At 45.9% G+C, this 20,848-nt stretch carries 29 protein-coding genes; all 29 read left to right on the top strand.

The window, feature by feature from the left end; genetic code table 11:
- Window positions 1–38 precede the first annotated feature (38 nt).
- The gene (gene rpoC, locus H6750_03705; protein MCB9773418.1) at window positions 39–4,196 is read left to right on the top strand and encodes a DNA-directed RNA polymerase subunit beta'; all 4,158 of its coding nucleotides are present in this window, start codon (window positions 39–41) and stop codon (window positions 4,194–4,196) included.
- Window positions 4,197–4,318: 122 nt separating this feature from the next.
- Complete coding sequence (locus tag H6750_03700) at window positions 4,319–4,690, top strand: 30S ribosomal protein S12 (GenBank protein MCB9773417.1); 372 nt, start codon at window positions 4,319–4,321, stop codon at window positions 4,688–4,690.
- A 63-nt stretch (window positions 4,691–4,753) separates the two neighbouring features.
- Window positions 4,754–5,224, top strand: a complete 471-nt coding sequence (gene rpsG, locus H6750_03695) for a 30S ribosomal protein S7 (protein MCB9773416.1) — start codon at window positions 4,754–4,756, stop codon at window positions 5,222–5,224.
- 113 nt (window positions 5,225–5,337) lie between these two features.
- The gene (gene fusA, locus H6750_03690; protein MCB9773415.1) at window positions 5,338–7,419 is read left to right on the top strand and encodes an elongation factor G; all 2,082 of its coding nucleotides are present in this window, start codon (window positions 5,338–5,340) and stop codon (window positions 7,417–7,419) included.
- Window positions 7,420–7,477: 58 nt separating this feature from the next.
- Window positions 7,478–8,683: an elongation factor Tu gene (gene tuf, locus H6750_03685; GenBank protein ID MCB9773414.1), complete on the top strand. Its 1,206-nt coding sequence runs from the start codon at window positions 7,478–7,480 to the stop codon at window positions 8,681–8,683.
- A gap of 36 nt (window positions 8,684–8,719) precedes the next feature.
- Window positions 8,720–9,031, top strand: coding sequence for a 30S ribosomal protein S10 (rpsJ, locus tag H6750_03680; protein MCB9773413.1), 312 nt, complete (start codon window positions 8,720–8,722; stop codon window positions 9,029–9,031).
- A 58-nt stretch (window positions 9,032–9,089) separates the two neighbouring features.
- Complete coding sequence (rplC, locus tag H6750_03675) at window positions 9,090–9,707, top strand: 50S ribosomal protein L3 (GenBank protein MCB9773412.1); 618 nt, start codon at window positions 9,090–9,092, stop codon at window positions 9,705–9,707.
- Window positions 9,707–10,336, top strand: coding sequence for a 50S ribosomal protein L4 (rplD, locus tag H6750_03670; GenBank protein ID MCB9773411.1), 630 nt, complete (start codon window positions 9,707–9,709; stop codon window positions 10,334–10,336). The genes rplC and rplD overlap by 1 nt, the downstream gene beginning before the upstream one ends.
- Window position 10,337: 1 nt before the next feature.
- Window positions 10,338–10,625 carry a 50S ribosomal protein L23 gene (locus tag H6750_03665; GenBank protein ID MCB9773410.1) on the top strand — a complete coding sequence of 96 codons (288 nt, stop codon included), beginning with the start codon at window positions 10,338–10,340 and terminating at the stop codon, window positions 10,623–10,625.
- A 45-nt stretch (window positions 10,626–10,670) separates the two neighbouring features.
- Window positions 10,671–11,510, top strand: coding sequence for a 50S ribosomal protein L2 (rplB, locus tag H6750_03660; protein ID MCB9773409.1), 840 nt, complete (start codon window positions 10,671–10,673; stop codon window positions 11,508–11,510).
- A 15-nt stretch (window positions 11,511–11,525) separates the two neighbouring features.
- Window positions 11,526–11,813, top strand: coding sequence for a 30S ribosomal protein S19 (rpsS, locus tag H6750_03655; GenBank protein MCB9773408.1), 288 nt, complete (start codon window positions 11,526–11,528; stop codon window positions 11,811–11,813).
- A gap of 50 nt (window positions 11,814–11,863) precedes the next feature.
- Window positions 11,864–12,202, top strand: a complete 339-nt coding sequence (gene rplV, locus H6750_03650) for a 50S ribosomal protein L22 (GenBank protein MCB9773407.1) — start codon at window positions 11,864–11,866, stop codon at window positions 12,200–12,202.
- Between the two features lie 46 nt (window positions 12,203–12,248).
- The gene (rpsC, locus tag H6750_03645; protein ID MCB9773406.1) at window positions 12,249–12,914 is read left to right on the top strand and encodes a 30S ribosomal protein S3; all 666 of its coding nucleotides are present in this window, start codon (window positions 12,249–12,251) and stop codon (window positions 12,912–12,914) included.
- Between the two features lie 38 nt (window positions 12,915–12,952).
- Window positions 12,953–13,375: a 50S ribosomal protein L16 gene (gene rplP, locus H6750_03640; GenBank protein ID MCB9773405.1), complete on the top strand. Its 423-nt coding sequence runs from the start codon at window positions 12,953–12,955 to the stop codon at window positions 13,373–13,375.
- Between the two features lie 9 nt (window positions 13,376–13,384).
- Entirely contained in the window at window positions 13,385–13,573 is a 189-nt protein-coding gene (gene rpmC, locus H6750_03635) for a 50S ribosomal protein L29 (protein ID MCB9773404.1), read from the top strand.
- A 33-nt stretch (window positions 13,574–13,606) separates the two neighbouring features.
- Window positions 13,607–13,873, top strand: coding sequence for a 30S ribosomal protein S17 (gene rpsQ / locus H6750_03630; GenBank protein ID MCB9773403.1), 267 nt, complete (start codon window positions 13,607–13,609; stop codon window positions 13,871–13,873).
- Between the two features lie 57 nt (window positions 13,874–13,930).
- Window positions 13,931–14,299, top strand: coding sequence for a 50S ribosomal protein L14 (rplN, locus tag H6750_03625; GenBank protein MCB9773402.1), 369 nt, complete (start codon window positions 13,931–13,933; stop codon window positions 14,297–14,299).
- A gap of 10 nt (window positions 14,300–14,309) precedes the next feature.
- Window positions 14,310–14,642: a 50S ribosomal protein L24 gene (locus tag H6750_03620; protein MCB9773401.1), complete on the top strand. Its 333-nt coding sequence runs from the start codon at window positions 14,310–14,312 to the stop codon at window positions 14,640–14,642.
- Window positions 14,642–15,268 carry a 50S ribosomal protein L5 gene (rplE, locus tag H6750_03615; protein ID MCB9773400.1) on the top strand — a complete coding sequence of 209 codons (627 nt, stop codon included), beginning with the start codon at window positions 14,642–14,644 and terminating at the stop codon, window positions 15,266–15,268. The genes H6750_03620 and rplE overlap by 1 nt, the downstream gene beginning before the upstream one ends.
- A gap of 18 nt (window positions 15,269–15,286) precedes the next feature.
- Window positions 15,287–15,472, top strand: coding sequence for a type Z 30S ribosomal protein S14 (locus H6750_03610; protein ID MCB9773399.1), 186 nt, complete (start codon window positions 15,287–15,289; stop codon window positions 15,470–15,472).
- A gap of 63 nt (window positions 15,473–15,535) precedes the next feature.
- Window positions 15,536–15,943, top strand: a complete 408-nt coding sequence (gene rpsH, locus H6750_03605) for a 30S ribosomal protein S8 (GenBank protein ID MCB9773398.1) — start codon at window positions 15,536–15,538, stop codon at window positions 15,941–15,943.
- Window positions 15,944–15,988: 45 nt separating this feature from the next.
- Window positions 15,989–16,528: a 50S ribosomal protein L6 gene (gene rplF, locus H6750_03600; protein ID MCB9773397.1), complete on the top strand. Its 540-nt coding sequence runs from the start codon at window positions 15,989–15,991 to the stop codon at window positions 16,526–16,528.
- 15 nt (window positions 16,529–16,543) lie between these two features.
- A complete protein-coding gene (locus H6750_03595) occupies window positions 16,544–16,903 on the top strand; it encodes a 50S ribosomal protein L18 (protein MCB9773396.1) in 360 nt (119 codons plus the stop codon).
- A 45-nt stretch (window positions 16,904–16,948) separates the two neighbouring features.
- Window positions 16,949–17,443: a 30S ribosomal protein S5 gene (gene rpsE / locus H6750_03590; GenBank protein ID MCB9773395.1), complete on the top strand. Its 495-nt coding sequence runs from the start codon at window positions 16,949–16,951 to the stop codon at window positions 17,441–17,443.
- Window positions 17,444–17,480: 37 nt separating this feature from the next.
- Window positions 17,481–17,669, top strand: coding sequence for a 50S ribosomal protein L30 (gene rpmD, locus H6750_03585; GenBank protein ID MCB9773394.1), 189 nt, complete (start codon window positions 17,481–17,483; stop codon window positions 17,667–17,669).
- The gene (rplO, locus tag H6750_03580; protein MCB9773393.1) at window positions 17,666–18,115 is read left to right on the top strand and encodes a 50S ribosomal protein L15; all 450 of its coding nucleotides are present in this window, start codon (window positions 17,666–17,668) and stop codon (window positions 18,113–18,115) included. Before rpmD ends, rplO begins: the two co-directional genes overlap by 4 nt.
- Complete coding sequence (gene secY / locus H6750_03575) at window positions 18,108–19,421, top strand: preprotein translocase subunit SecY (GenBank protein ID MCB9773392.1); 1,314 nt, start codon at window positions 18,108–18,110, stop codon at window positions 19,419–19,421. Before rplO ends, secY begins: the two co-directional genes overlap by 8 nt.
- Window positions 19,422–19,425: 4 nt before the next feature.
- Window positions 19,426–20,076, top strand: a complete 651-nt coding sequence (locus H6750_03570) for an adenylate kinase (GenBank protein MCB9773391.1) — start codon at window positions 19,426–19,428, stop codon at window positions 20,074–20,076.
- Window position 20,077: 1 nt separating this feature from the next.
- Window positions 20,078–20,830, top strand: coding sequence for a type I methionyl aminopeptidase (map, locus tag H6750_03565; GenBank protein MCB9773390.1), 753 nt, complete (start codon window positions 20,078–20,080; stop codon window positions 20,828–20,830).
- The last annotated feature ends 18 nt before the right edge of the window (window positions 20,831–20,848 follow it).

Genomic DNA, 20,848 nt, shown 5'->3' with positions numbered 1-20,848 from the left:
GTCCGGTCCCATCATTCAACATAATCGGAGGAACGAACTTGGATAGTATCTATTCGCTTTTTGAAAAACCTCGTGATGCGGTTTCATTTGATGCCATGCGAATTCGTATCGCTTCGCCTGAGAAGATTCGCTCGTGGTCGTATGGCGAGGTAAAAAAGCCAGAGACGATCAACTATCGGTCCTTTAAGCCTGAACGGGATGGGCTGTTTTGCGCAAAGATATTCGGGCCAACCAAAGATTGGGAATGTAATTGCGGTAAATACAAGCGGATGAAGCACCGTGGGATTGTGTGTGATAAGTGTGGCGTGGAAGTCATCCAGTCAAAAGTTCGACGCGAGAGAATGGGGCATATCGAATTGGCAGCTCCTGTTGCTCACATCTGGTTTCTCAAGGGTGTGCCCAGCCGGATTGGCATTCTTTTGGATATGAGTTTAAAGCAGTTGGAGAAGATCCTGTACTTTGAGGCGTATGTGGTCTTGGATACCGGCAATACGAATTTGAAAGAAAGAGAGCTCTTGACCGAGGAAAGATATCGTGAATGCGTCGAGGAGTATGGGGCCAATTCTTTTAAAGTGGGAATTGGTGCCGAAGCTATTCGCGAATTATTGCGCAAAGTAGATATTAATGCTTTGTGGGATGAACGGCATGTCAAGATTAAGAGTACGACGTCCGCGGCGGTGGGGAAAAAACTTACGAAGCGATTGAAGGTCATTGAGGCGTTCCATAAATCAGGAAATAATCCAGAGTGGATGATTATGGATGCCATTCCAGTGTTGCCACCTGAGCTCCGCCCACTGGTGCCTTTGGATGGCGGACGGTTCGCTACTTCGGACCTTAATGATCTTTATCGTCGAGTGATTAATCGCAATAACCGTCTCAAGCGATTGGTGGAATTGAAGGCTCCCGGTGTCATTATCCGCAATGAAATGCGAATGCTGCAGGAGGCGGTCGATGCGTTGTTTGATAATGGGCGTCGTGGACGGGTCATTCGTGGCGCCAATAAGCGTCCTCTCAAGTCTTTGAGCGATATGCTAAAAGGAAAGCAGGGACGATTTAGGCAGAATCTCCTCGGAAAACGGGTCGATTACTCTGGGCGGTCGGTGATTGTGGTCGGTCCAGAATTACGGCTTAACCAATGTGGATTACCCAAGAAAATGGCTTTGGAATTATTTAAGCCGTTTATCTTTCATAAACTGGAAGAGCGTGGAGCAGCAACGACAATCAAAAGCGCTAAGCGTTTGGTTGAGAAGGAGCGCCCAGAAGTCTGGGATGTTCTTGATGAAGTGATTCGAGAGCATCCAGTTATGTTGAATCGTGCTCCAACTCTTCATCGTCTGGGCATTCAGGCTTTTGATCCTATATTGGTAGAAGGGAAGGCTATTCGTCTCCATCCCTTAGTCTGTGCGGCGTTTAATGCTGACTTTGATGGGGATCAAATGGCTGTGCATGTTCCGCTTTCAGTGGAAGCCCAAATTGAGGCTCGAGTATTAATGATGGCGGCCAATAATGTTCTTTCGCCGGCTAATGGCCGACCCCTATCTATCCCATCTCAGGATATGGTTTTAGGATGTTATTGGTTGACCAAGGATCGTGACGGTGCTCGTGGGGAGGGAAAGATCTTTTCCTCTACAGATGAGGTTCGAATTGCCTATGATTCTCAGGAAGTGGAAGAGCAGGCGAGGATAAAAGTACGCATTGATGGAGATATGATTGATACGACGGTCGGACGAGTGATTCTTTCTGAGGTTTTGCCAGGAAGCATGCCTTTTTCGCACGTGAATCAGCTTATGACGAAAAAGGAACTGACGAAACTGATTGATCGTGTGTATCGTCAGGCCGGTCTGCATGAAGTAGTCGTCATGCTTGATCAATTAAAAGATTTAGGGTTCTCCTATGCAACCAAAGCCGGCGTTTCCATTTGTATCGATAACATGCATATTCCGTCTCGAAAAAAGGAATTGATCGAGCGCGCCAAAGGGGATGTTTCCCAAGTTCAGGAACAATACAGTGAAGGCTTGATTACTAATGGGGAGCGATACAACAAGGTTATCGATATTTGGGCCCATGTTGGCGAAGAAGTTGCCATTGAAATGATGAAGGAAATAAAAGAGGGAGGCGGGCGCGGCGCAGCAGAAGGTCTCAATCCTATCTTTATGATGGCGGATTCAGGGGCAAGGGGGAGTTCGCAGCAGATTCGGCAATTGGGAGGAATGCGCGGTCTCATGGCTAAGCCTTCAGGAGAAATTATTGAAACTCCAATTACTGCTAATTTCCGTGAGGGTCTCACGGTTTTACAGTATTTTATCTCGACTCATGGAGCAAGGAAGGGGTTGGCTGATACAGCACTCAAGACGGCAAATTCAGGATATCTCACGAGGCGCCTTGTAGATGCGGCCCAGGATGTGATTATCAGTGAGCCTGATTGTTTCACAACGGACGGGATTATTGTTTCTGCGTTAGTCGAGGGTGGAGAAGTCATTCAACCCCTGGATGAACGCATTCTTGGGCGGTTAACAGCAGAGGATGTGCTTGATCCTGTCACGCAGGAAGTCATTGTTAAAGCTCATGAGGAATTAGAGGAAGAGCTTTGTAAGACAATTGTTGAGGCGGGAATCGACCACGTGAAAATTCGTTCAGTTCTCACATGCCAATCTAGATGGGGGGTATGTGCCAAATGCTACGGCAGAGATTTAGCACGCGGCCGCCTTGTAGAAAAGGGGGAGCCTGTTGGGGTCATTGCGGCGCAGTCTATCGGTGAGCCAGGGACCCAGTTGACCATGCGGACATTCCATATTGGAGGCACGGCCAGTAAGGTTGTGGAGCAAACGGTTCTGGCATCCAAGCATGATGGAACGATTAAATTCTTAAGTTTTGACGCAAAGAAAAATGCGGATTTTTATAATCCCAATATGGCCGTAAAGACCCGACAAGGGGATTGGGTTGTAATGGTACGCAATGGGAAAGTTGCGGTAATTGATGAGACTGGCCGTGAGCGAGAAAAATATCCGGTGGTGTATGGAGGAAAAATAAAAGTCCCGGATGGAGGAAGGGTCGAAGTAGGACAGAAGTTTGTGGAGTGGGATCCGTATTCACTCACCATCTTGACTGAAGTAGGGGGGAAGGTGGCTTTTGGTGATATTGCCGAAGGAGTCACCATGAAAGAAGAGGTGGATGAAGTGACTGGTTTATCCCGCAGGGTGGTCATTGAGCAGGCGGGGACCAATTTGCGTCCGCGGTTGTCCGTTAAGGACGAATCGGGGAAAACCGCAAAGCTTTCCTCTGGATCTCCCGCACGATATCTCCTGCCAGTAGGAGCTCATATTTTTGTGGAAAAAGGATCGACTGTATATCCTGGAGATGTGCTGGCAAAAATACCTAGAGAAACCACAAAGACAAAGGATATTACGGGAGGCTTGCCTCGGGTAGCAGAATTGTTTGAGGCGAGAAAGCCAAAGGAACATGCGGTTGTCACAGAAATTGATGGAGAAGTGTCTTTTGGTGGTTTTGTGAAAGGGTTACGTAAGGTTGTCGTGGATAACAAGATCGGTGATGTAAAGGAATATTTTATCCCGCGTGGCCGGCACGTAAATGTTCATGAAGGTGATTGGGTAAGGGCTGGTGAGCCATTAATGGATGGGTCCGCGAATCCGCATGATATTTTGAGCGTCTTGGGGCCGCGGGAGTTGCAGAAATATTTGGTTGATGAAGTGCAAGAGGTTTACCGTCTGCAGGGAGTTGTGATTAACGATAAGCACATTGAGGTTATCACCCGCCAAATGCTGAAAAAGGTGAGAATCGAAGATGCTGGCGATAGCTCGTTCTTGCCTGGTACTCAGGTCAATAAGGCTGTTTTTGATGATGAGAATGAGAGGGTCATTTCAGAGGGTGGGCAGCCAGCGCTAGGGAAGCCTGTCTTATTAGGAATCACAAAGGCCTCTCTGAGTACTGACAGCTTTATCTCTGGAGCTTCCTTCCAAGAGACGACCCGAGTTCTTACGGAGGCTGCTATTAATGGACGTACGGATGATTTACGTGGATTGAAAGAGAATGTGATCGTCGGCAGGTTGATCCCGGCTGGGACAGGATGGGGGGAGTATCGGGAAACCTTTGTGCCAAAGCGGACAGAGGAAGATGTGGTACTTTCTTCCGATGATCAGTCAAGTTTAAATAAAGTTCATTCTTCAATTGAAAAATAATTTAAAATGCTGCGCTTAAGAGGAGCAGCATCTTGACATAATGAAAATGAATCTATAAGATCACCCGGTTCGCCTGAATGAATTTTGTAATTTAATGAAAAGAAATTGTAAATGGAAATTATATGCCTACAGTAAACCAGTTGGTGCGTGTCGGACGTAAGGCGATTAAAGCAAAAAGTAAGAGTTCGGCTTTAAATCGGTGCCCTCAGCGAAGAGGGGTCTGTCTTAGGGTGTATACTACGACTCCTAAGAAGCCAAACTCTGCATTGAGAAAGGTAGCAAGGGTCCGATTGACGACGGGGCTTGAGGTAACCGCGTATATACCAGGTATGGGTCATAATCTGCAGGAGCATTCTATTGTATTGGTTCGTGGCGGTAGGGTGAAGGACCTTCCTGGTGTCAGATATCATATGATTCGTGGGGCATTGGATGCCGTTGGGGTTGCTAACAGGAAGCAGGGGCGATCAAAGTATGGTGCAAAGCGCCCCAAGTAGTAGGTCCCGCGCTTTAACCTTCGCTTTTTTAATTTAAAATTCGTTTATTCTTTAGGTGAAAAAATGCCACGTAGGCCACTCGTTCTTCGTCAAAAGGTTGTCCATGATGCCAGGTACAAGGATCAGGTTGTTGGTAGGTTTTTAAATATTCTTCTACAGGACGGCAAGAAAAGTACGGCTGAAAGGGTCTGTTACGGGGCATTTGATATTGTCAGGGATAAGACGGGTGAGGAGCCGCTTAAGGTCTTCCATGCTGCATTGGGAAACGTCAAGCCAATGGTTGAGGTAAAGTCAAGAAGGGTTGGCGGAGCGTCTTATCAGGTGCCTGTGGAAATTCGTCCTGTGCGCCAGGTGGCTTTGGCGTTGAGGTGGATTAAGCAAAGTGCGTTGGCCCGAAGCGGGAAGAGTATGAGGGAGAAATTAGCGGCGGAACTTATGGATGCTGCTAATAATAACGGTTCGGCGGTAAAGAAGCGGGATGAAACGCACCGAATGGCTGAGGCTAATAGGGCTTTCGCTCATTATCGGTGGTAGTTTTTTTTGAATATTAGTGCTGCGGGGATCAAGTCATTTTCTAGATGGAGTTGTTTTTCTCTGTTTATCGAGAATGATCGTTGCCCTTGACGGCATTTTTGTGTGAGGAATTTGTGTCCACGGATTTTATTTTAAGTCGAACTCGGAATATTGGCATTATGGCCCATATTGATGCCGGAAAGACTACGACTACCGAGCGTGTCCTATTCTATACGGGGGTTTCCCATAAAATTGGCGAAGTCCATGAGGGGGCCGCGACGATGGATTGGATGGAGCAGGAGCGGGAGCGAGGGATCACGATAACTTCCGCCGCCACAACCTGTTTCTGGAAGGATCATCGGATTAATATTATTGATACTCCGGGTCATGTGGATTTCACTATTGAAGTAGAGCGGTCCCTTCGAGTGCTTGATGGAGCTATAGCTGTCTTTGATTCGGTTCAGGGGGTGGAGCCCCAATCGGAGACGGTGTGGCGGCAAGCGGATAAGTATCAAGTTCCTCGAATTGTATTTATGAATAAAATGGATCGACTGGGCGCTGACTTTTTTGCAAGCGTTAAGTCTTTAATCGACCGACTGGGGGCGAAACCGATTCCCGTGCAATTGCCATTTGGAAAAGAGGATGGTTTGCGAGGGGTAATTGACCTTCTGATTATGAAAGCGTTGGTTTTTGATGATGAGACTCTTGGGGCGGCTTATTCGGTCCAGGAAATTCCCGAAGACTATTTGGAGTTGGCAAAAGAATATCGCGAGAAATTGTTGGATTCTGTTGTTGAGTTTGACGAAGTGGTGATGGAGCGGTATTTGGCTGGGGAAGTTCTGGCTGTAGATGAGGTAAAGCGGGCAATACGGGCGGGTACTATAGGATTGAAAATCAACCCGGTTTTTTGCGGATCGGCATTTAAAAACAAAGGTGTCCAGCCGTTGCTTGATGGAGTGGTTGATTATCTTCCTTCTCCAGTTGACCTTCCTCCCGTTGTTGGTGTTGATCCTCATTCCGAAGGAGAGATAACCAGAAAGCCAGAAGATAGTGAACCATTCGCTGCGTTGGCTTTTAAGATAATGTCCGATCCTTTTTCAGGTCAATTGACATATTTTAGGGTGTATTCAGGGAAATTGTCCGCTGGATCCTATGTGTATAACGTCGCAAAGGGGAAAAAGGAGCGTATAGGTCGTTTATTGAAAATGCATGCTAATAAACGAGAAGAGATCGATGAGGTCTCTGCTGGTGATATTGCGGCAGCTGTGGGTCTCAAGGATACTCGAACGGGTGACACTCTTTGTGATGAAAAGCATCAAATTTTGCTGGAAGTTATAAAGTTCCCTGAGCCTGTTATTTCTTTGGCTGTTGAGCCAAAGACCAAGCAGGATATGGATAAGTTGGGATATTCTTTGGAAAAACTTGCTCAGGAGGATCCTTCCTTTCAGGTCAAATCAGATGAGGAAACCGGGCAGACGATTATTTCAGGTATGGGTGAATTGCATCTTGAAATCATTGTTGATCGTCTTCTTCGTGAATTTAAAGTGCAAGCGAATGTGGGGAAACCTCAGGTCGCCTATCGTGAAACTATCAAAGGGAAGGCCGAAGCTGAGGGAAAATACGTCAAGCAGACGGGTGGTCGAGGTCAGTACGGCCATGTATGGCTAAGGGTGGAGCCGGCTGAGTCTGGGGTGGGTTTAGAGTTTGTAAATAAGATAGTTGGGGGGGCGGTTCCCAGGGAATATATTGCGCCCGTGGAAAAAGGGGTTCGAGAGCGAATGGAGAGCGGGATTCTTGCTGGGTACCCATTGCGTGATCTTCGGGTCACTTTGTTTGACGGTTCTTTCCATGAAGTGGACTCGAGTGAGATGGCTTTTAAGATTGCAGGGTCTATGGCGCTAGTAAGTGCCTGTCAAAAAGCTGATTTGGTTTTGTTGGAGCCGGTAATGAAGGTTGAAGTGCTTGTTCCCCAGGATTTTATGGGTGATGTGATCGGGGATTTGAATAGCCGGCGTGGGAAAATTCACGGTATGCGAGCAAGGGGAGCTTCTCAGGTTGTTGATGCTGCGGTCCCGTTGAGTGAAATGTTTGGATACTCTACGGATTTGCGATCAAAGACCCAGGGGCGTGCTACTTATAGCATGGAATTTGAGTCTTATGAGGTGGTGCCAAAGCTCATGGCTCAGCAAATTATAAAAAAGAATCAAGGGGAATAGTTTCCCTCTGTTATATTTTTCAATTCGGTAAGACAAGGATTTTAAGAGGAGGTAGGGCATGGCGAAGGCGAAATTTGAGCGGAAGAAGCCGCATGTCAATGTGGGGACGATCGGGCACGTTGACCATGGGAAGACGACCCTGACGTCGGCCTTGACGAAAGTGATGGGTGATACGGGGAAGGCGAAGTTTGTTCCCTATGATGAAGTCGCCAAGGCGAGTGAGAGTCAGGGGCGACGGGATCCGACCAAAATTCTCACCATTGCGATCTCCCATGTGGAATATGAGACGGACAATCGACATTATGCGCACGTCGACTGCCCGGGGCATGCGGATTATGTGAAGAACATGATTACGGGGGCGGCGCAAATGGACGGTGCGATTTTGGTGGTCAGTGCCGCCGATGGGCCGATGCCGCAAACGCGGGAGCATATTTTGTTGGCCCGGCAGGTGGGGGTCCCGTTTATCGTGGTCTTTTTGAATAAAGCGGATAAGGTGGAAGACAAGGAATTGCTGGAGTTGGTGGAGTTGGAGGTGCGGGAGTTGCTCACGAAGTATGGTTTTCCGGGCGATGATGTGCCGGTGGTCATCGGGTCAGCGATCAAGGCCATTGAAGGGGATCAGAGTGAGGTGGGCGTGCCGTCGATTATGCGGTTATTGGAGGCGATCGATAGTTACATCCCGACTCCGCAGCGAGCCATTGAGAAGCCGTTTTTGATGCCGATTGAAGATGTCTTTACGATCAGCGGGCGGGGGACGGTGGTGACGGGCCGGGTGGAGCGCGGCGTAGTCAAGGTGGGCGATGAAATTGAGATTGTAGGGCTGAAGCCGACGCAGACGACGATTGTCACGGGTGTGGAAATGTTCCGGAAGGTGTTGGATGAGGGGCAGGCGGGTGACAATATTGGGGCGCTGTTGCGGGGCACGAAGAAAGAGGATGTGGAGCGGGGCATGGTGTTAGCCAAGCCGAAGAGTATAACGCCGCATACGAAATTCAAGGCGGAAGTGTATATTTTGACGAAGGAAGAGGGCGGGCGGCATACGCCGTTTTTTAATGGCTATAGACCGCAGTTTTACTTCCGGACGACGGATGTCACGGGCGTGGTGCAATTAAACCCGGGGGTGGAGATGGTGATGCCGGGGGATAATGTGTCGTTTGAAGGGGAGTTGATCTCCCCGATTGCAATGGAGCAAGGGGTGCGATTTGCAGTGCGAGAAGGGGGCCGAACGGTTGGAGCCGGGGTGGTCACGGAAATCGTCGCGTAAGAAAAAATACTGGTGAAGTGGAAAGGGTAGGTTTTTGTGGATCGAGACCGCAGAATACGAATTCGATTAAAAGGTTTTGATTATAGGGTGTTGGATCAATCTCTTCGTGAGATTGTGGACACCGTTCGTCGGAGTGGGGCGCGCATTGCTGGTCCTGTGCCTCTGCCTACGCGAATTGAGAAATGGACGGTCCAGAGATCGACGCACGTAGACAAAAAATCACGGGAGCAGTTTGAAATTCGTACTCATAAGCGATTGCTGGACATTATGGAGCCAACTCCCGAGACTATGGACGCCCTGATGAAACTTAACTTAGCGGCCGGGGTGGATGTAGAGATTAAGTTATAGGTTTCCGATCAAGGCTTCACTTAATTACAGTCAACTTAATTTAGGTAATTTTTTTATTATGGTTAAAGGGTTGATAGGTAAAAAATTAGGTATGATTCAGGTTTTTGATAAGGAAAGACGCCTTATTCCTGTGACCGTCATTGAAGCTGGCCCCTGCGGAATTGTTCAGGTTAAGAAGAAGGGCACAGATGGTTATGATGCCGTGCAGATTGGGTTCGATGAAGTGCCGGAAGGAAAACAGACGAAGCCTCAGTTAGGTCACTTGAAAAAAGCTGGAAATAAGATTTGGCGCCATTTAAAAGAGTTTAAATCGGTTGGTGAAGCGCAAGTGGGTGCCCAGGTTGACGTAAATTTATTTTCCGAGGGTGAATCAATCAATGTTCAGGGGGTTTCTAAAGGAAAGGGTTTTCAGGGTGTTATGAAGCGGCATAATTATGCCGGAGGTCCAGCCTCACATGGATCGATGTTTCATCGGGCCCCTGGGTCAATCGGGTCGAGCTCTTTTCCTTCAAGAGTGTTAAAGAATAAAAAACTCCCCGGTCACATGGGTAATAAGCAAATCACTGTAAGAGGTTTGACGGTCTTCGGAATAAAGGCCGAGGAAAACATCCTCTTAGTGACAGGCTCTGTCCCTGGTCCGGTTGGGGGGGTCGTCATCGTAAGAAAGGTCACCTGATGCAATCTATTGATACTTTTCCAGTATTCGGCCAAGACTCTCGGCCTGTAGATAAAGTTGATTTGACTGATGGTGTCTTTAGTTCGTCGGTTAATCCATCATTGGTCCACCGGGCTGTTGTTATGCAGCGGGCCAGTGCCAGGCAGGGTACAGCGTCTACGCTAGGTCGTGGAGAAGTGAGCGGAGGTGGAAAAAAGCCATGGAAGCAAAAGCATACGGGGCGGGCAAGATCAGGATCGAGTCGTTCACCGATTTGGAGGGGCGGGGGTACGGTTTTCGGGCCGAAGCCTAGATCCTATTCATCCACCCTGCCAAAGAAAATGTATAGAGCAGCCTTAAGAGGGGTTCTGGCAGCTAAAGCTGGAGATGGATTGGTGGTGTTGGACGACTTGGTACTTCCTGAATTGAAAACTCGAGCATTGGTTAAAGCCTTATCCAATGTCGGGGCGAGTGGGAAGGTTCTTTTAGTCATTCAGGAAGGATTGGATGAAATAATTCGTGTCGGTAAAAATGTAAAGAACCTAAAAATTCTTCATGGTAAGGATCTTAATGTATATGATGTGCTTTGGTGTGAAAAATTGGTTGTAACCAAAGCAGAGCTTGAACGAATTCAAGAAATTTGGGTGTAACGTGAATCCACATGATGTTTTAATAAGACCTTTGTTAACAGAAAAAATTACCTCAATACGCGAGATAAAGAATGGTGTTGCGTTCTCCGTGCATCGTCAGGCGACCCGGATTGATATTCGCAGAGCTGTGGAGAAAGTGTTTAGCGTTAAGGTGGCTGCGGTGAATGTTATGAATGTTAGAGGGAAAAAAAAGCGGCAAGGTCGTTTTACCGGAAAGAGATCTGATTGGCGGAAAGCATTTATTACATTAAAAGATGGGGAAAAAATAGAATTGTATGAAAGTGCTTAGTTGATTTTAATTTTCTTCAAATTCTGGAATAAAGAGAGCTAGCTTATGCCAATAAAAGAATATAATCCAACGTCACCAGGCAGAAGGGGAATGTCAGCTGTCACCGGTGAAGGGTTATCGCGTAAAAGACCGGAAAAAGCCCTTACCAGCTATAAATCCAAGTCTGGTGGGAGGAATAATTCTGGGAGGATTACTTCCCGATTTAAAGGCGGTGGCCATAAGCGCCTCTACAGGAAGATTGATTTTAAAAGGGATAAACTTAATATCGTCGGCAAAGTTTCGGGGATTGAATACGACCCTAATCGATCGGCCCGAATTGCACTTTTGCATTATACGGATGGAGAAAAGCGCTATATCTTGGCTCCGTTGGGCTTAAAGGTCGGGGATTCCGTTCAAGCTGGTGCAGGGGTAGACGTGAGGGTGGGAAATGCTTTGCCCCTTATGGAAATGCCCCTTGGTATAGTGGTTCACAATGTGGAGTTAAAGCCTGGTAAGGGGGCTCAATTAGTCAGAAGTGCTGGGGCCTCGGCTCAGGTCATGGGCCGAGACGAGGGGTATGTTCAGATTCGGTTAACGTCTGGTGAAATGAGAAAAATTCTTGGAACCTGTATGGCCACGATCGGGCAGGTCGGGAATGCTGATCATAATAACGTCACCATTGGGAAAGCTGGTAGGTCTCGATGGTTGGGGCGTAAGCCACATCAACGGGGAGTTGTTATGAATCCGGTCGACCATCCTCATGGGGGTGGTGAAGGTAAATCCGGTCAGGGGAATCCGCATCCTGTATCACCATGGGGTCAGCCTACAAAGGGGTTTAAAACACGGAAGCCCAGAAATCAAAGTTCGCGTTTTATAATTGCAGGTAGAAAGAAAAAGTCCCGTTAATTTAAGGGGGAATCGATGCCAAGGTCAGTTCATAAAGGGCCATTTGTTGATGACCATATTGCAAAAAAAGTTGATAAAGCCAGGGAGGGAAAAGAATCTAAGGTTATAAAAACCTGGTCCAGGCGGTCGACTATTATTCCAGATATGATCGGTTTGACTTTTGCGGTTCATAACGGGAAAAAATTTATCCCGGTTTTTGTTACGGACAATATGGTGGGTCATAAATTAGGTGAATTCGCTCCAACCAGATTCTTTAAAGGGCATGGTCATGCAAGGAGTGAAAAGGCCGTTGCGTTAAAGTAAAAAAAATCGGTTCTAATAAGTCAAAGGTATTTGAGCAAGGTAGAGCAAATATGGCGGAAGCTAAAGCAATTCTTCGACACGTAAGATTGGCCCCACGTAAAGCAAGGTTGATTGTTGATATGGTTAGGGGGAGAAATGCGGCTGAAGCATTAGCCGTATTGAAGTATACACCAAGGTCAGCAGCTAGAGTGGTTGAGCAATTACTCTTTTCAGCAATTTCTAACGCAGGTCAGAAAGATTTGGGTGATCCTGAAAATCTTAGAATCGCTAGGGCGTTTGTAGACGGTGGTCCCACATACAAGCGCTTTCGCCCTCGATCAATGGGAAGGGCTAACCCTATTCATAAAAGAACGAGTCATATAACCATTGTTGTGAGTCCGGCTGGTTAAGAGCCTATTTTTCAAAACTTGGGAGTCAAGGGGGGAGAAAGAATAGATGGGTCAAAAGACGCACCCGTATGGTTTTAGACTGGGCTATACCAGAACATGGCATTCGAGATGGTATGCAAAAAAAGATTTTGCAAAATTGCTTCACCAGGATTTGTCGATTAGGGACGTTGTTAAAAAGCGATTGTATCATGCTGGCATATCCAGCGTGGAAATAGAACGATCTGGTAACCAACTTAAATTAATCATACACACTGCCCGTCCCGGGATTATCATAGGTAGAAAGGGTGCTGAGGTTGATAAATTGAAAGCCACTCTTGAAAAAGAATATGGCAATGAAGTTTTCGTTACCGTGAAGGAAATTAAGAAGCCAGAATTGGATGCTCAGCTAGTTGCGGAGAATATTGCCACCCAATTGGAGAAGCGGGTCTCTTTTCGTCGTGCGTTGAAGCGAAGCGTTGCTTCTGCTTTGAGACTTGGTGCTTTGGGGATTAAGGTGTATTGCGCAGGTCGGCTGGGAGGACATGAAATCGCCAGAACTGAGTGGTATCGAGAGGGTCGAGTGCCCCTTCATACTCTCAGGGCGGATGTTGAATATGGATTTGCGGAAGCCAAAACGGCCATGGGCCAAATTGGAGTTAAGGCGTGGATATTTAAAGGAGATGCTCAAATTCCTTCTTTGGAAAAGTCAGAGCCTTCATTGGGTTTTCTATAAAAGATGGTAATGATCTAAGTGATTGGAGTATTTGAAAGATGTTAGCTCCGAAAAGGGTTAAATTCAGAAAGGTCCAAAAGGGCCGTATGCGTGGAAAGGCCTACCGTGGGGGGGAAATCGCGTATGGAGTTTTCGGCCTGAAAGCCATGGAGCCCGGAAGGATAACGGCCAGACAAATCGAGGCTGCTCGTATCGCGATGACCAGACACGTCAAAAGGGGTGGGCGAATTTGGACCAGAATATTCCCCGATAAGCCTATTACCAAGAAGCCAGCCGAAGTTCGAATGGGAAAAGGAAAGGGAAACCCTGAATATTGGGTTGCTCCGGTAAAATCAGGAAGAATTTTGTTTGAAATGGATGATGTTTCGCAAACCGTTGCGGAAGAGGCCTTGCGTTTGGCAGGGCATAAATTACCGGTGGCCACAAAATTTGTTATTCGTGGGGAAATACCCGTTTTGTAGGTATTGGATATGGAAATGGACGAATTGAAAAATTTAGAAAAAAGTGAATTGTTTGAGAAAATAAATAAGTTGAAACAGGAGTTGTTTCATTTTAGAAGTCAATTGGCATTGGGACGAATGGAAAATCCTATGAGAATACGTGAGACAAGAAAAGATATCGCCAGGGTTAAAACTGTTCTTCGCCAAAAGGCTAATTAGTTAACCAGGACTTTGAAGGAAAGTTATTTAATTATGACACAGACCAGGGCTCTGCCTCGATCACTTACGGGAAAAGTAGTTAGTAATAAAATGCAAAAAACCGTCGTGGTTGAAGTTGTTCGCATAGAACGGCATTCTTTGTATGGAAAAGTGTTGAGAAGGAAAACAAGGTTGAAGGCTCATGATGAAGTGAATCAATGCCAGATAGGAGATCAGGTTCATATCGTCTATGCGCGACCTTTAAGTAAGACCAAGCACTGGCGAGTTTCTGAGGTTTTAAATAAACGCGTGGCCTCGTAGTTTCCAGGATTATGTGTTTTAAATATTTCTTCTGTTAAAAAGAATTAGAGATACCTGATGATACAAAATTATACTTATCTTGATGTGGCCGATAATTCAGGTGCAAAAAATGTAATGTGTTTTCATGTCCTTGGGGGAACGAAGCGTCGATATGGATCCTTAGGGGATATCATTGTTGTGGCCGTAAAAGAGGCAATCCCAAAGGCATCGGTTAAAAAAGGTGACGTCATGAAGGCCGTTATCGTTCGTACTAAAAAAGGCCGCCGAAGGGAAGATGGTTCCCATATTAAATTTGACCGGAATGCGTGTGTTTTAGTGAATGCTCAGGGTGATCCTGTTGGGACTCGTATCTTTGGGCCCGTTGCAAGAGAATTAAGGAAGAAAAAGTATATGAAAATTATATCTCTGGCTCCAGAAGTTATTTAGGGTAGATTGTATGGCTGAAAAATTTAGAATTAAAAAGGGCGATACGGTGATGGTGATCGCTGGCAGGGAGCGTGGTAAGACGGGGAAAGTTCTCCAGGTTCAAACAAAAGATGCCAGAGTCACAGTTGAAAAGCTCAATATTATAAAGCGGCATACAAAGCCAAACGCTAAAAATAAGCAAGGGGGAATCCTTGAACGAGAGGGCTTTATGTCCATTTCCAATGTCATGGCATTTTGTGAATCTGTTAAAAAACCTTCAAGAATTAAAATGAAAACTTTTGAGGATGGACGGAAAGTCCGTGTTTATCAAAAAGCTCAAACTGAAGTTCTGGATAAAAGCTGATGAAATCAAAATCTGTAGCCAAAGAAGCAGTCAAGGCAAAAGAAAAACCGGTGGGTTCAACCGCAGTTAAACCGAAGGATTATGTTCCACGGTTAAAGGCGATGTACCATGAAAAAGTTATCCCTGCCATGATGAAAGAATTTGGGTATAAAAATCCAATGCAGGTACCTCGAGTGGAAAGAATTGTCTTAAATATTGGTATGGGGGAAGCGGTTCAAAATGTAAAATTATTGGAAAGTGCCGCAGCCGAGCTTGAGCAAATAACCGGACAAAAGCCTGTGTTGACTAGGTCAAAAAAAGCCATCGCGGGATTTAAATTGCGTGAAGGAATTCCAATAGGAGCGAAGGTCACCTTAAGGGGCGCAAGGATGCATGAGTTTTTAGACCGGTTGGTATCTGTTGCTTTGCCAAGAATCCGTGATTTTCGTGGGATCTCCTCAAAAGCTTTCGATGGACGAGGGAACTATACGCTCGGCTTAAAAGAACAGCTGGCGTTTCCTGAAATAAAATATGATGATGTTGCATCAATCCATGGGATGGATATTACGTTTGTTACCACCGCTCAACGGAATGATGAAGCCAAATCTTTATTGGCCCACTTGGGAATGCCTTTTAGGAAACCCTAAGGAGGGAAAGGAGCGAACGTGTCAAGGTTAGCACTAAAAAATAAGGCTAAGCGAAAGCCTAAATTCACATGTCGCCACTATAATCGTTGTCCCCTTTGTGGGCGGGTGAGAGGATTTTTGCGTCGCTTCCTTATGTGTCGGATATGTTTTCGTTTTCTAAGTTTGCGTGGTGATATTCCTGGCGTAACCAAATCCAGTTGGTAGCGTATTGGTGGTAAGCAGTTTTGGTTAGTAAATTGGCAAATAATTAAATATGAGGTTTTTAGCATGTCGATGACTGATCCTCTCGCAGATTTATTCGTGCGAATCCAAAATGCGGGACGCCGAGGCCACGATCTGGTTAAAATCCCATCTTCTCGTGTGAAAAAAGATATCCTCCGAATTTTTAAGGAAGAGGGATTCATTCGTGACTACAAAGCGGCTACGGGTACCAATGGGCACCCAGTTATTGAAGTTTCCCTTCGATATTCTCCTGGTCGCCAAAAAAAATCATTTATAACTGGTATAAAAAGGATCAGTAAGCCTGGTTGTAGAGTATATGCCGGGAAGGAAGACCTTCCACGGGTGATGCGGGGATTGGGTATGGCAATTCTGACTACTGACCGAGGTTTATTGACTGATGAACAATGTCGGAGGTCTCAAGTCGGCGGTGAAGTTTTATGTCATGTGTGGTGATGCTGGATACCTTATTTACTTGAATTCTTACTTAATAGGTTAAACATGTCGAGGATTGGACGAAAGCCGATATCAATTCCCAAAGGTGTCGAAGTGCAGGTCATCGACCGGAACGTTTTTGTAAAGGGTCCGCTTGGCCAACTCCAGTGGGATCTGAGCCCAGGGATAGAAGCTAGTGTAGAAAAGGAAGAAGTTTCGTTGTCAAGAAACGATGATTCAGCAAAACTAAAGGCGCTACATGGACTGACCAGGGCAGAACTCGCTAATCAGTTAAAGGGGGTCAAGGATGGTTTCAAGGAAAACCTTGAAGTGATGGGTGTTGGATACAGAGCGCAAATTCAAGGGAATGAATTAAGCTTTTCTGTCGGGTATGCTCATCCGGTGTCAATAAAATTGCCAAAAGGAGTAGAGGCCTCTGTTGACAAGCAAACATCAATTTCCCTTAAGGGAATTGATAAACGAATGGTCAGTCTTGTGGCAGCTCAAATCAGAAGTATGAAAGTTCCGGATGTGTATAAGCAAAAAGGTATAAAATATGTTGGTGAAGTCCTTCGTAAAAAAGCTGGCAAAGCCGGAAAAAAGTAGGTTGAACTTGTGAATATACTGGAAAAACAAAAAAGATTGGATAAGCGGAGTCGGCGGGTGCGGTTGCGCATTGTAGGATTATCTTCTCGTCCACGATTAAGTGTTTTTAGAAGTAATTCTCATATTTATGCTCAAATTATTGATGATGCAGATGGTCGTACCTTGGTTTCGGCATCATCCTGTGACCCTGGATTAAAAGATAAATTAAGATCTGGTGGGAATGTTGAGGCAGCGAAGATGGTGGGACAGGCAATTGCGGAACGGGCAAAGGCTATACCTATTGAACTAGTGGTTTTTGATCGCGGTGGCAGATTGTATCATGGCCGGGTAAAGGCATTGGCTGATGCCGCTCGTGCAGGTGGGTTGAAATTCTAATCTGGCTCCTGCCTCAAATTTAGCTAAAGGGAAGGATTCACTTCTGTGAGGGTTAATGTTGAAGAGCTCAATCTAAAAGATAAGCCGGTGGTAATTAACCGTGTGGCCAAAGTGGTGAAAGGGGGAAAACGGTTTTCCTTTTCCGCCCTGGTGGTTGTGGGCGATGGCGATGGTTGGGTTGGTGTAGGAAAAGGAAAAGCGACCGAAGTTCCATCTGCCATAGCTAAGGCCGTGGCACATGCAAAAAAAAATCTTATCAGGATTCCTCTCAAATCTAATACTATCCCCCATGAGGTGCATGGGTATTTTGGTGGAGAGCACATTGTCCTAAAACCGGCCAAACAGGGTACGGGTATCATCGCCGGAGGAGCCGTCCGTTCCCTATTGGAGGTGGCTGGTGCACAGAATATCGTTGCGAAAACCCTAGGTCGTGGTAATCCGTTTAATGCGGTGAGGGCAACTATTGAAGGCTTGAGCCAGTTGCGTGATCCCTATGAGGTACGAGAAATGCGGCGAACTGCCGTCGGAATGGAAGATTAATAGATATTCAAATAATCAGTGGGGAACCCTGGAAATCATGGTGACACCAACCAATCTCTCAATCACATTAAAGCGAAGCACAATAGGCCATCCAGATAAGATGCGTTTGGTTTTATTGGGGCTCGGACTTAGGAAAATCGGACAGACTGTCAGTCGTCCTGATACAAAACAGGTACGTGGATTAATTTATAAGGTCAGGCATCTTATTGAGGTTGCTGTTTCATGAAACTACACGATTTACATCCGTCTCCAGGTTCAAAAACCAAGAAAAAACGCCTTGGCCGTGGGCCTGGGTCAGGGTTAGGTAAGACGGCCGGAAAAGGCCATAAAGGGTTATTAGCCCGTTCTGGACGGGCTAATCAAGCCGGTTTTGAAGGTGGACAAATGCCACTTGCCCGCAGATTGCCCAAGCGTGGGTTTACAAATATTTTCCGGGTAGAATATGCGGTAATAAATCTTAAAGACCTTGTTTCTCACGAAAAAACCATGAATTTTAACCCAACAGTTTTCAATGAAATTGGGTTAACTAAAGGGCGAAATCCACAGGTTAAAATACTTGGCGATGGGGAAATTGATCGCGCGATTGTTGTTGAAGCACATAAGTTTAGTGATACGGCCAGACAAAAAATTGAGAGTGCCGGCGGGCAAGTAAAGGTGATCGGCCGTGCTTGAGCGGCTAATCACGAGCCTTCAAAATATCTTCAAAATTCCGGAGTTGCGTAGCCGGGTAATATTTACCTTGTCTATGCTTGCAGTTTATCGGATTGGGGCTCATGTTCCCACGCCCGGAATCAATAATGAAGAGCTTTTCAAGTTTCTCACCGAAAGGGGTGGGGCCCTCATGGGCTTCCTTGATATTTTTTCGGGAGGGGCTTTATCGAGGCTCACGATTTTCGCATTGGGCATTATGCCCTATATCAGCGCTTCGATTATATTACAACTTCTTACGGTTGTTGTTCCGCATCTTTCCAAATTAGCAAAGGAAGGAGAACGAGGAAGAAAAACCATCATTCAATACACCAGGTATGGAACTATCCTGATTGCCTTAATTCAAGGATTTGGTATTGCTCTCGGCTTGGAAGGAATGAATGATGGAGCATTCGTTCTTGATCCTGGTTGGTCTTTTCGATTGATGACAGTGATTACTTTGGTAGCTGGAACAGCCTTCCTTATGTGGTTAGGAGAGCAAATAACTGAACGGGGCGTTGGAAATGGTATTTCTCTTATAATTTTTTCAGGGATAGTTGCCAGCCTTCCAAGTGCAGTGGTTCAAACATTTGATCTATACCAGGTTGGACAAATCAGTCTCCTTTTACTATTGGTTCTTGGTGTCGTTATGCTGGCAGTAATGGGGGCTATTGTTTTTTTGGAAAGCGGGCGAAGAAAAATTGCGGTGCAATATGCCAAACGAATAGTTGGGAGACGGGTATACGGTGGACAAAACACCCATATTCCTTTGAAAATAAATACGGCTGGTGTTATTCCGCCCATTTTTGCCTCCTCAATTATTGCGTTTCCAGCCACGATAGCCAGTTTTATACAAGTTCCGTGGGTACAAAGCATCGGGTCCCAGTTAGCGCCAGGGTCCTTACTGTATACAATGTTATATGTTGGAATGATTATTTTTTTCTGTTTCTTCTATACAGCTGTAGTCCTAAATCCTGTCGATATGGCTGACAACATGAAGAAATATGGTGGATTTATCCCAGGGATACGACCCGGGCAAAAGACCGCAGACTTTATTTATAAGGTATTAACCAGAATTACATTTGCTGGAGCTATTTATTTAGCTATCGTGTGCGTTATTCCGGAATTATTAATTTACCGACTAAATATGCCTTTTTATTTTGGAGGTACCTCTCTTTTGATTGTCATAGGGGTGGGGTTGGATACCGCACAACAAATTGAAAATCATATGCTCATGCGGAATTATGAAGGGTTTCTTGGAAAAGGTTCCTTAAAGGGTAGAAGTGGGTAATGGAATGAGGGTTATTTTTCTAGGCCCTCCTGGAGTTGGAAAGGGAACCCAGGCAGATTTTATCGCCAAGAAGTTCTCCATTCAAAAACTTTCCACAGGAGATTTGCTGAGAGAGAGCGTTGAACGGCGAACTAAACTTGGAACTGAAGCAAAGCTTTTTATGGAACGTGGTGAATTAGTTCCTGATGATGTTGTGATTGGGTTAGTTGAAGAAAAATTAGGCTCTCCTGAATGTCGAAATGGTTTTCTGTTAGATGGATTTCCGCGGACGGTGGCTCAAGCCAATAAATTGTCGTCGTTTTTAGAAAAGAATGGGGAGGCCATTGATCGGGTGGTGTATTTTTCCCTTCCCCAAGCGGATATAATCGACCGAATTAGCGGGAGACGAAGTTGTCCCAACTGTAAGGCCGTATATCATCTTAGATCCATCCCACCCAAAAAAGAGGGGGTGTGCAATGTGTGTGAAATACCCCTTACACAGCGAAATGATGATAAGCCGGAAACCATTCAATCCAGATTGGTGGTATATCAAAAACAAACTGAGCCCTTAATCCAATATTATAAGGACAGGGGAATTCTTTCTGAATTGGATGGATCAGGGGTAGTTTCTGCAGTTCGGGAGCGATTGGTAGCTCTCCTAACACAACCCGGATAGAATGATCATCATAAAAACGGCTGAAGAAATTGAACTCATTGCTCGTGCCGGTAAAATTGTTACTCAATGTCATCAATTGCTGGTTCAAGAAGTAAAGCCCGGTATCACGACACTGGAATTGGATAAACTTACAGAGGAATGTATTCTTGATATGGGAGGAATTCCTGCATTTAAAGGGTATAGGAACTATCCCAGTAGCCTCTGTGCATCCATTAATGAACAGGTCGTGCATGGAATACCCTCAAAGCGTGAATTAAAGGACGGGGACATCATCGGGTTGGATGTAGGTGCCATTGTGGATGGGTTTTATGGAGATGGAGCGGTGACGGTTGCAGTTGGGGAGGTGCCAGAGAATACGCAATCTTTAATTGCAGTCACTCGAGAAGCTTTACGTAAAGGAATTGAGCAGGCTGTTGTGGGTAATCGCCTTTCTGACATTTCATTTGCAATTCAAACGCATGTAGAAAGGCATGGGTATTCCGTTGTCCGTGATTTTGTTGGCCATGGTATTGGGCGTCAGTTGCACGAAGAACCGCAAGTTCCAAATTATGGGAGACCAGGGCAGGGCCCGCGTCTAAAGACTGGGATGGCTCTGGCCATAGAACCCATGGTAAACCTAGGAGGATCTGCAGTAAGAGTGCTTAAAGACGGATGGACGGCAGTGACTTGCGATAGTTCACTCTCGGCTCACTTTGAGCACACCATCACAATCGAAGCGAATGGTCCACCTCGCATTTTAACAGGATGGTCCTAGGTTGGAGGCCAAGTAAAT

The sequence above is a fragment of the Nitrospiraceae bacterium genome (genome assembly GCA_020632595.1).
In the GTDB taxonomy this organism is placed as follows: Bacteria; Nitrospirota; Nitrospiria; order Nitrospirales; family UBA8639; genus Nitrospira_E.
The sequence above is the reverse complement of the archived record's forward strand: the minus strand, read 5'-3'. Positions and strand labels throughout refer to the sequence as shown.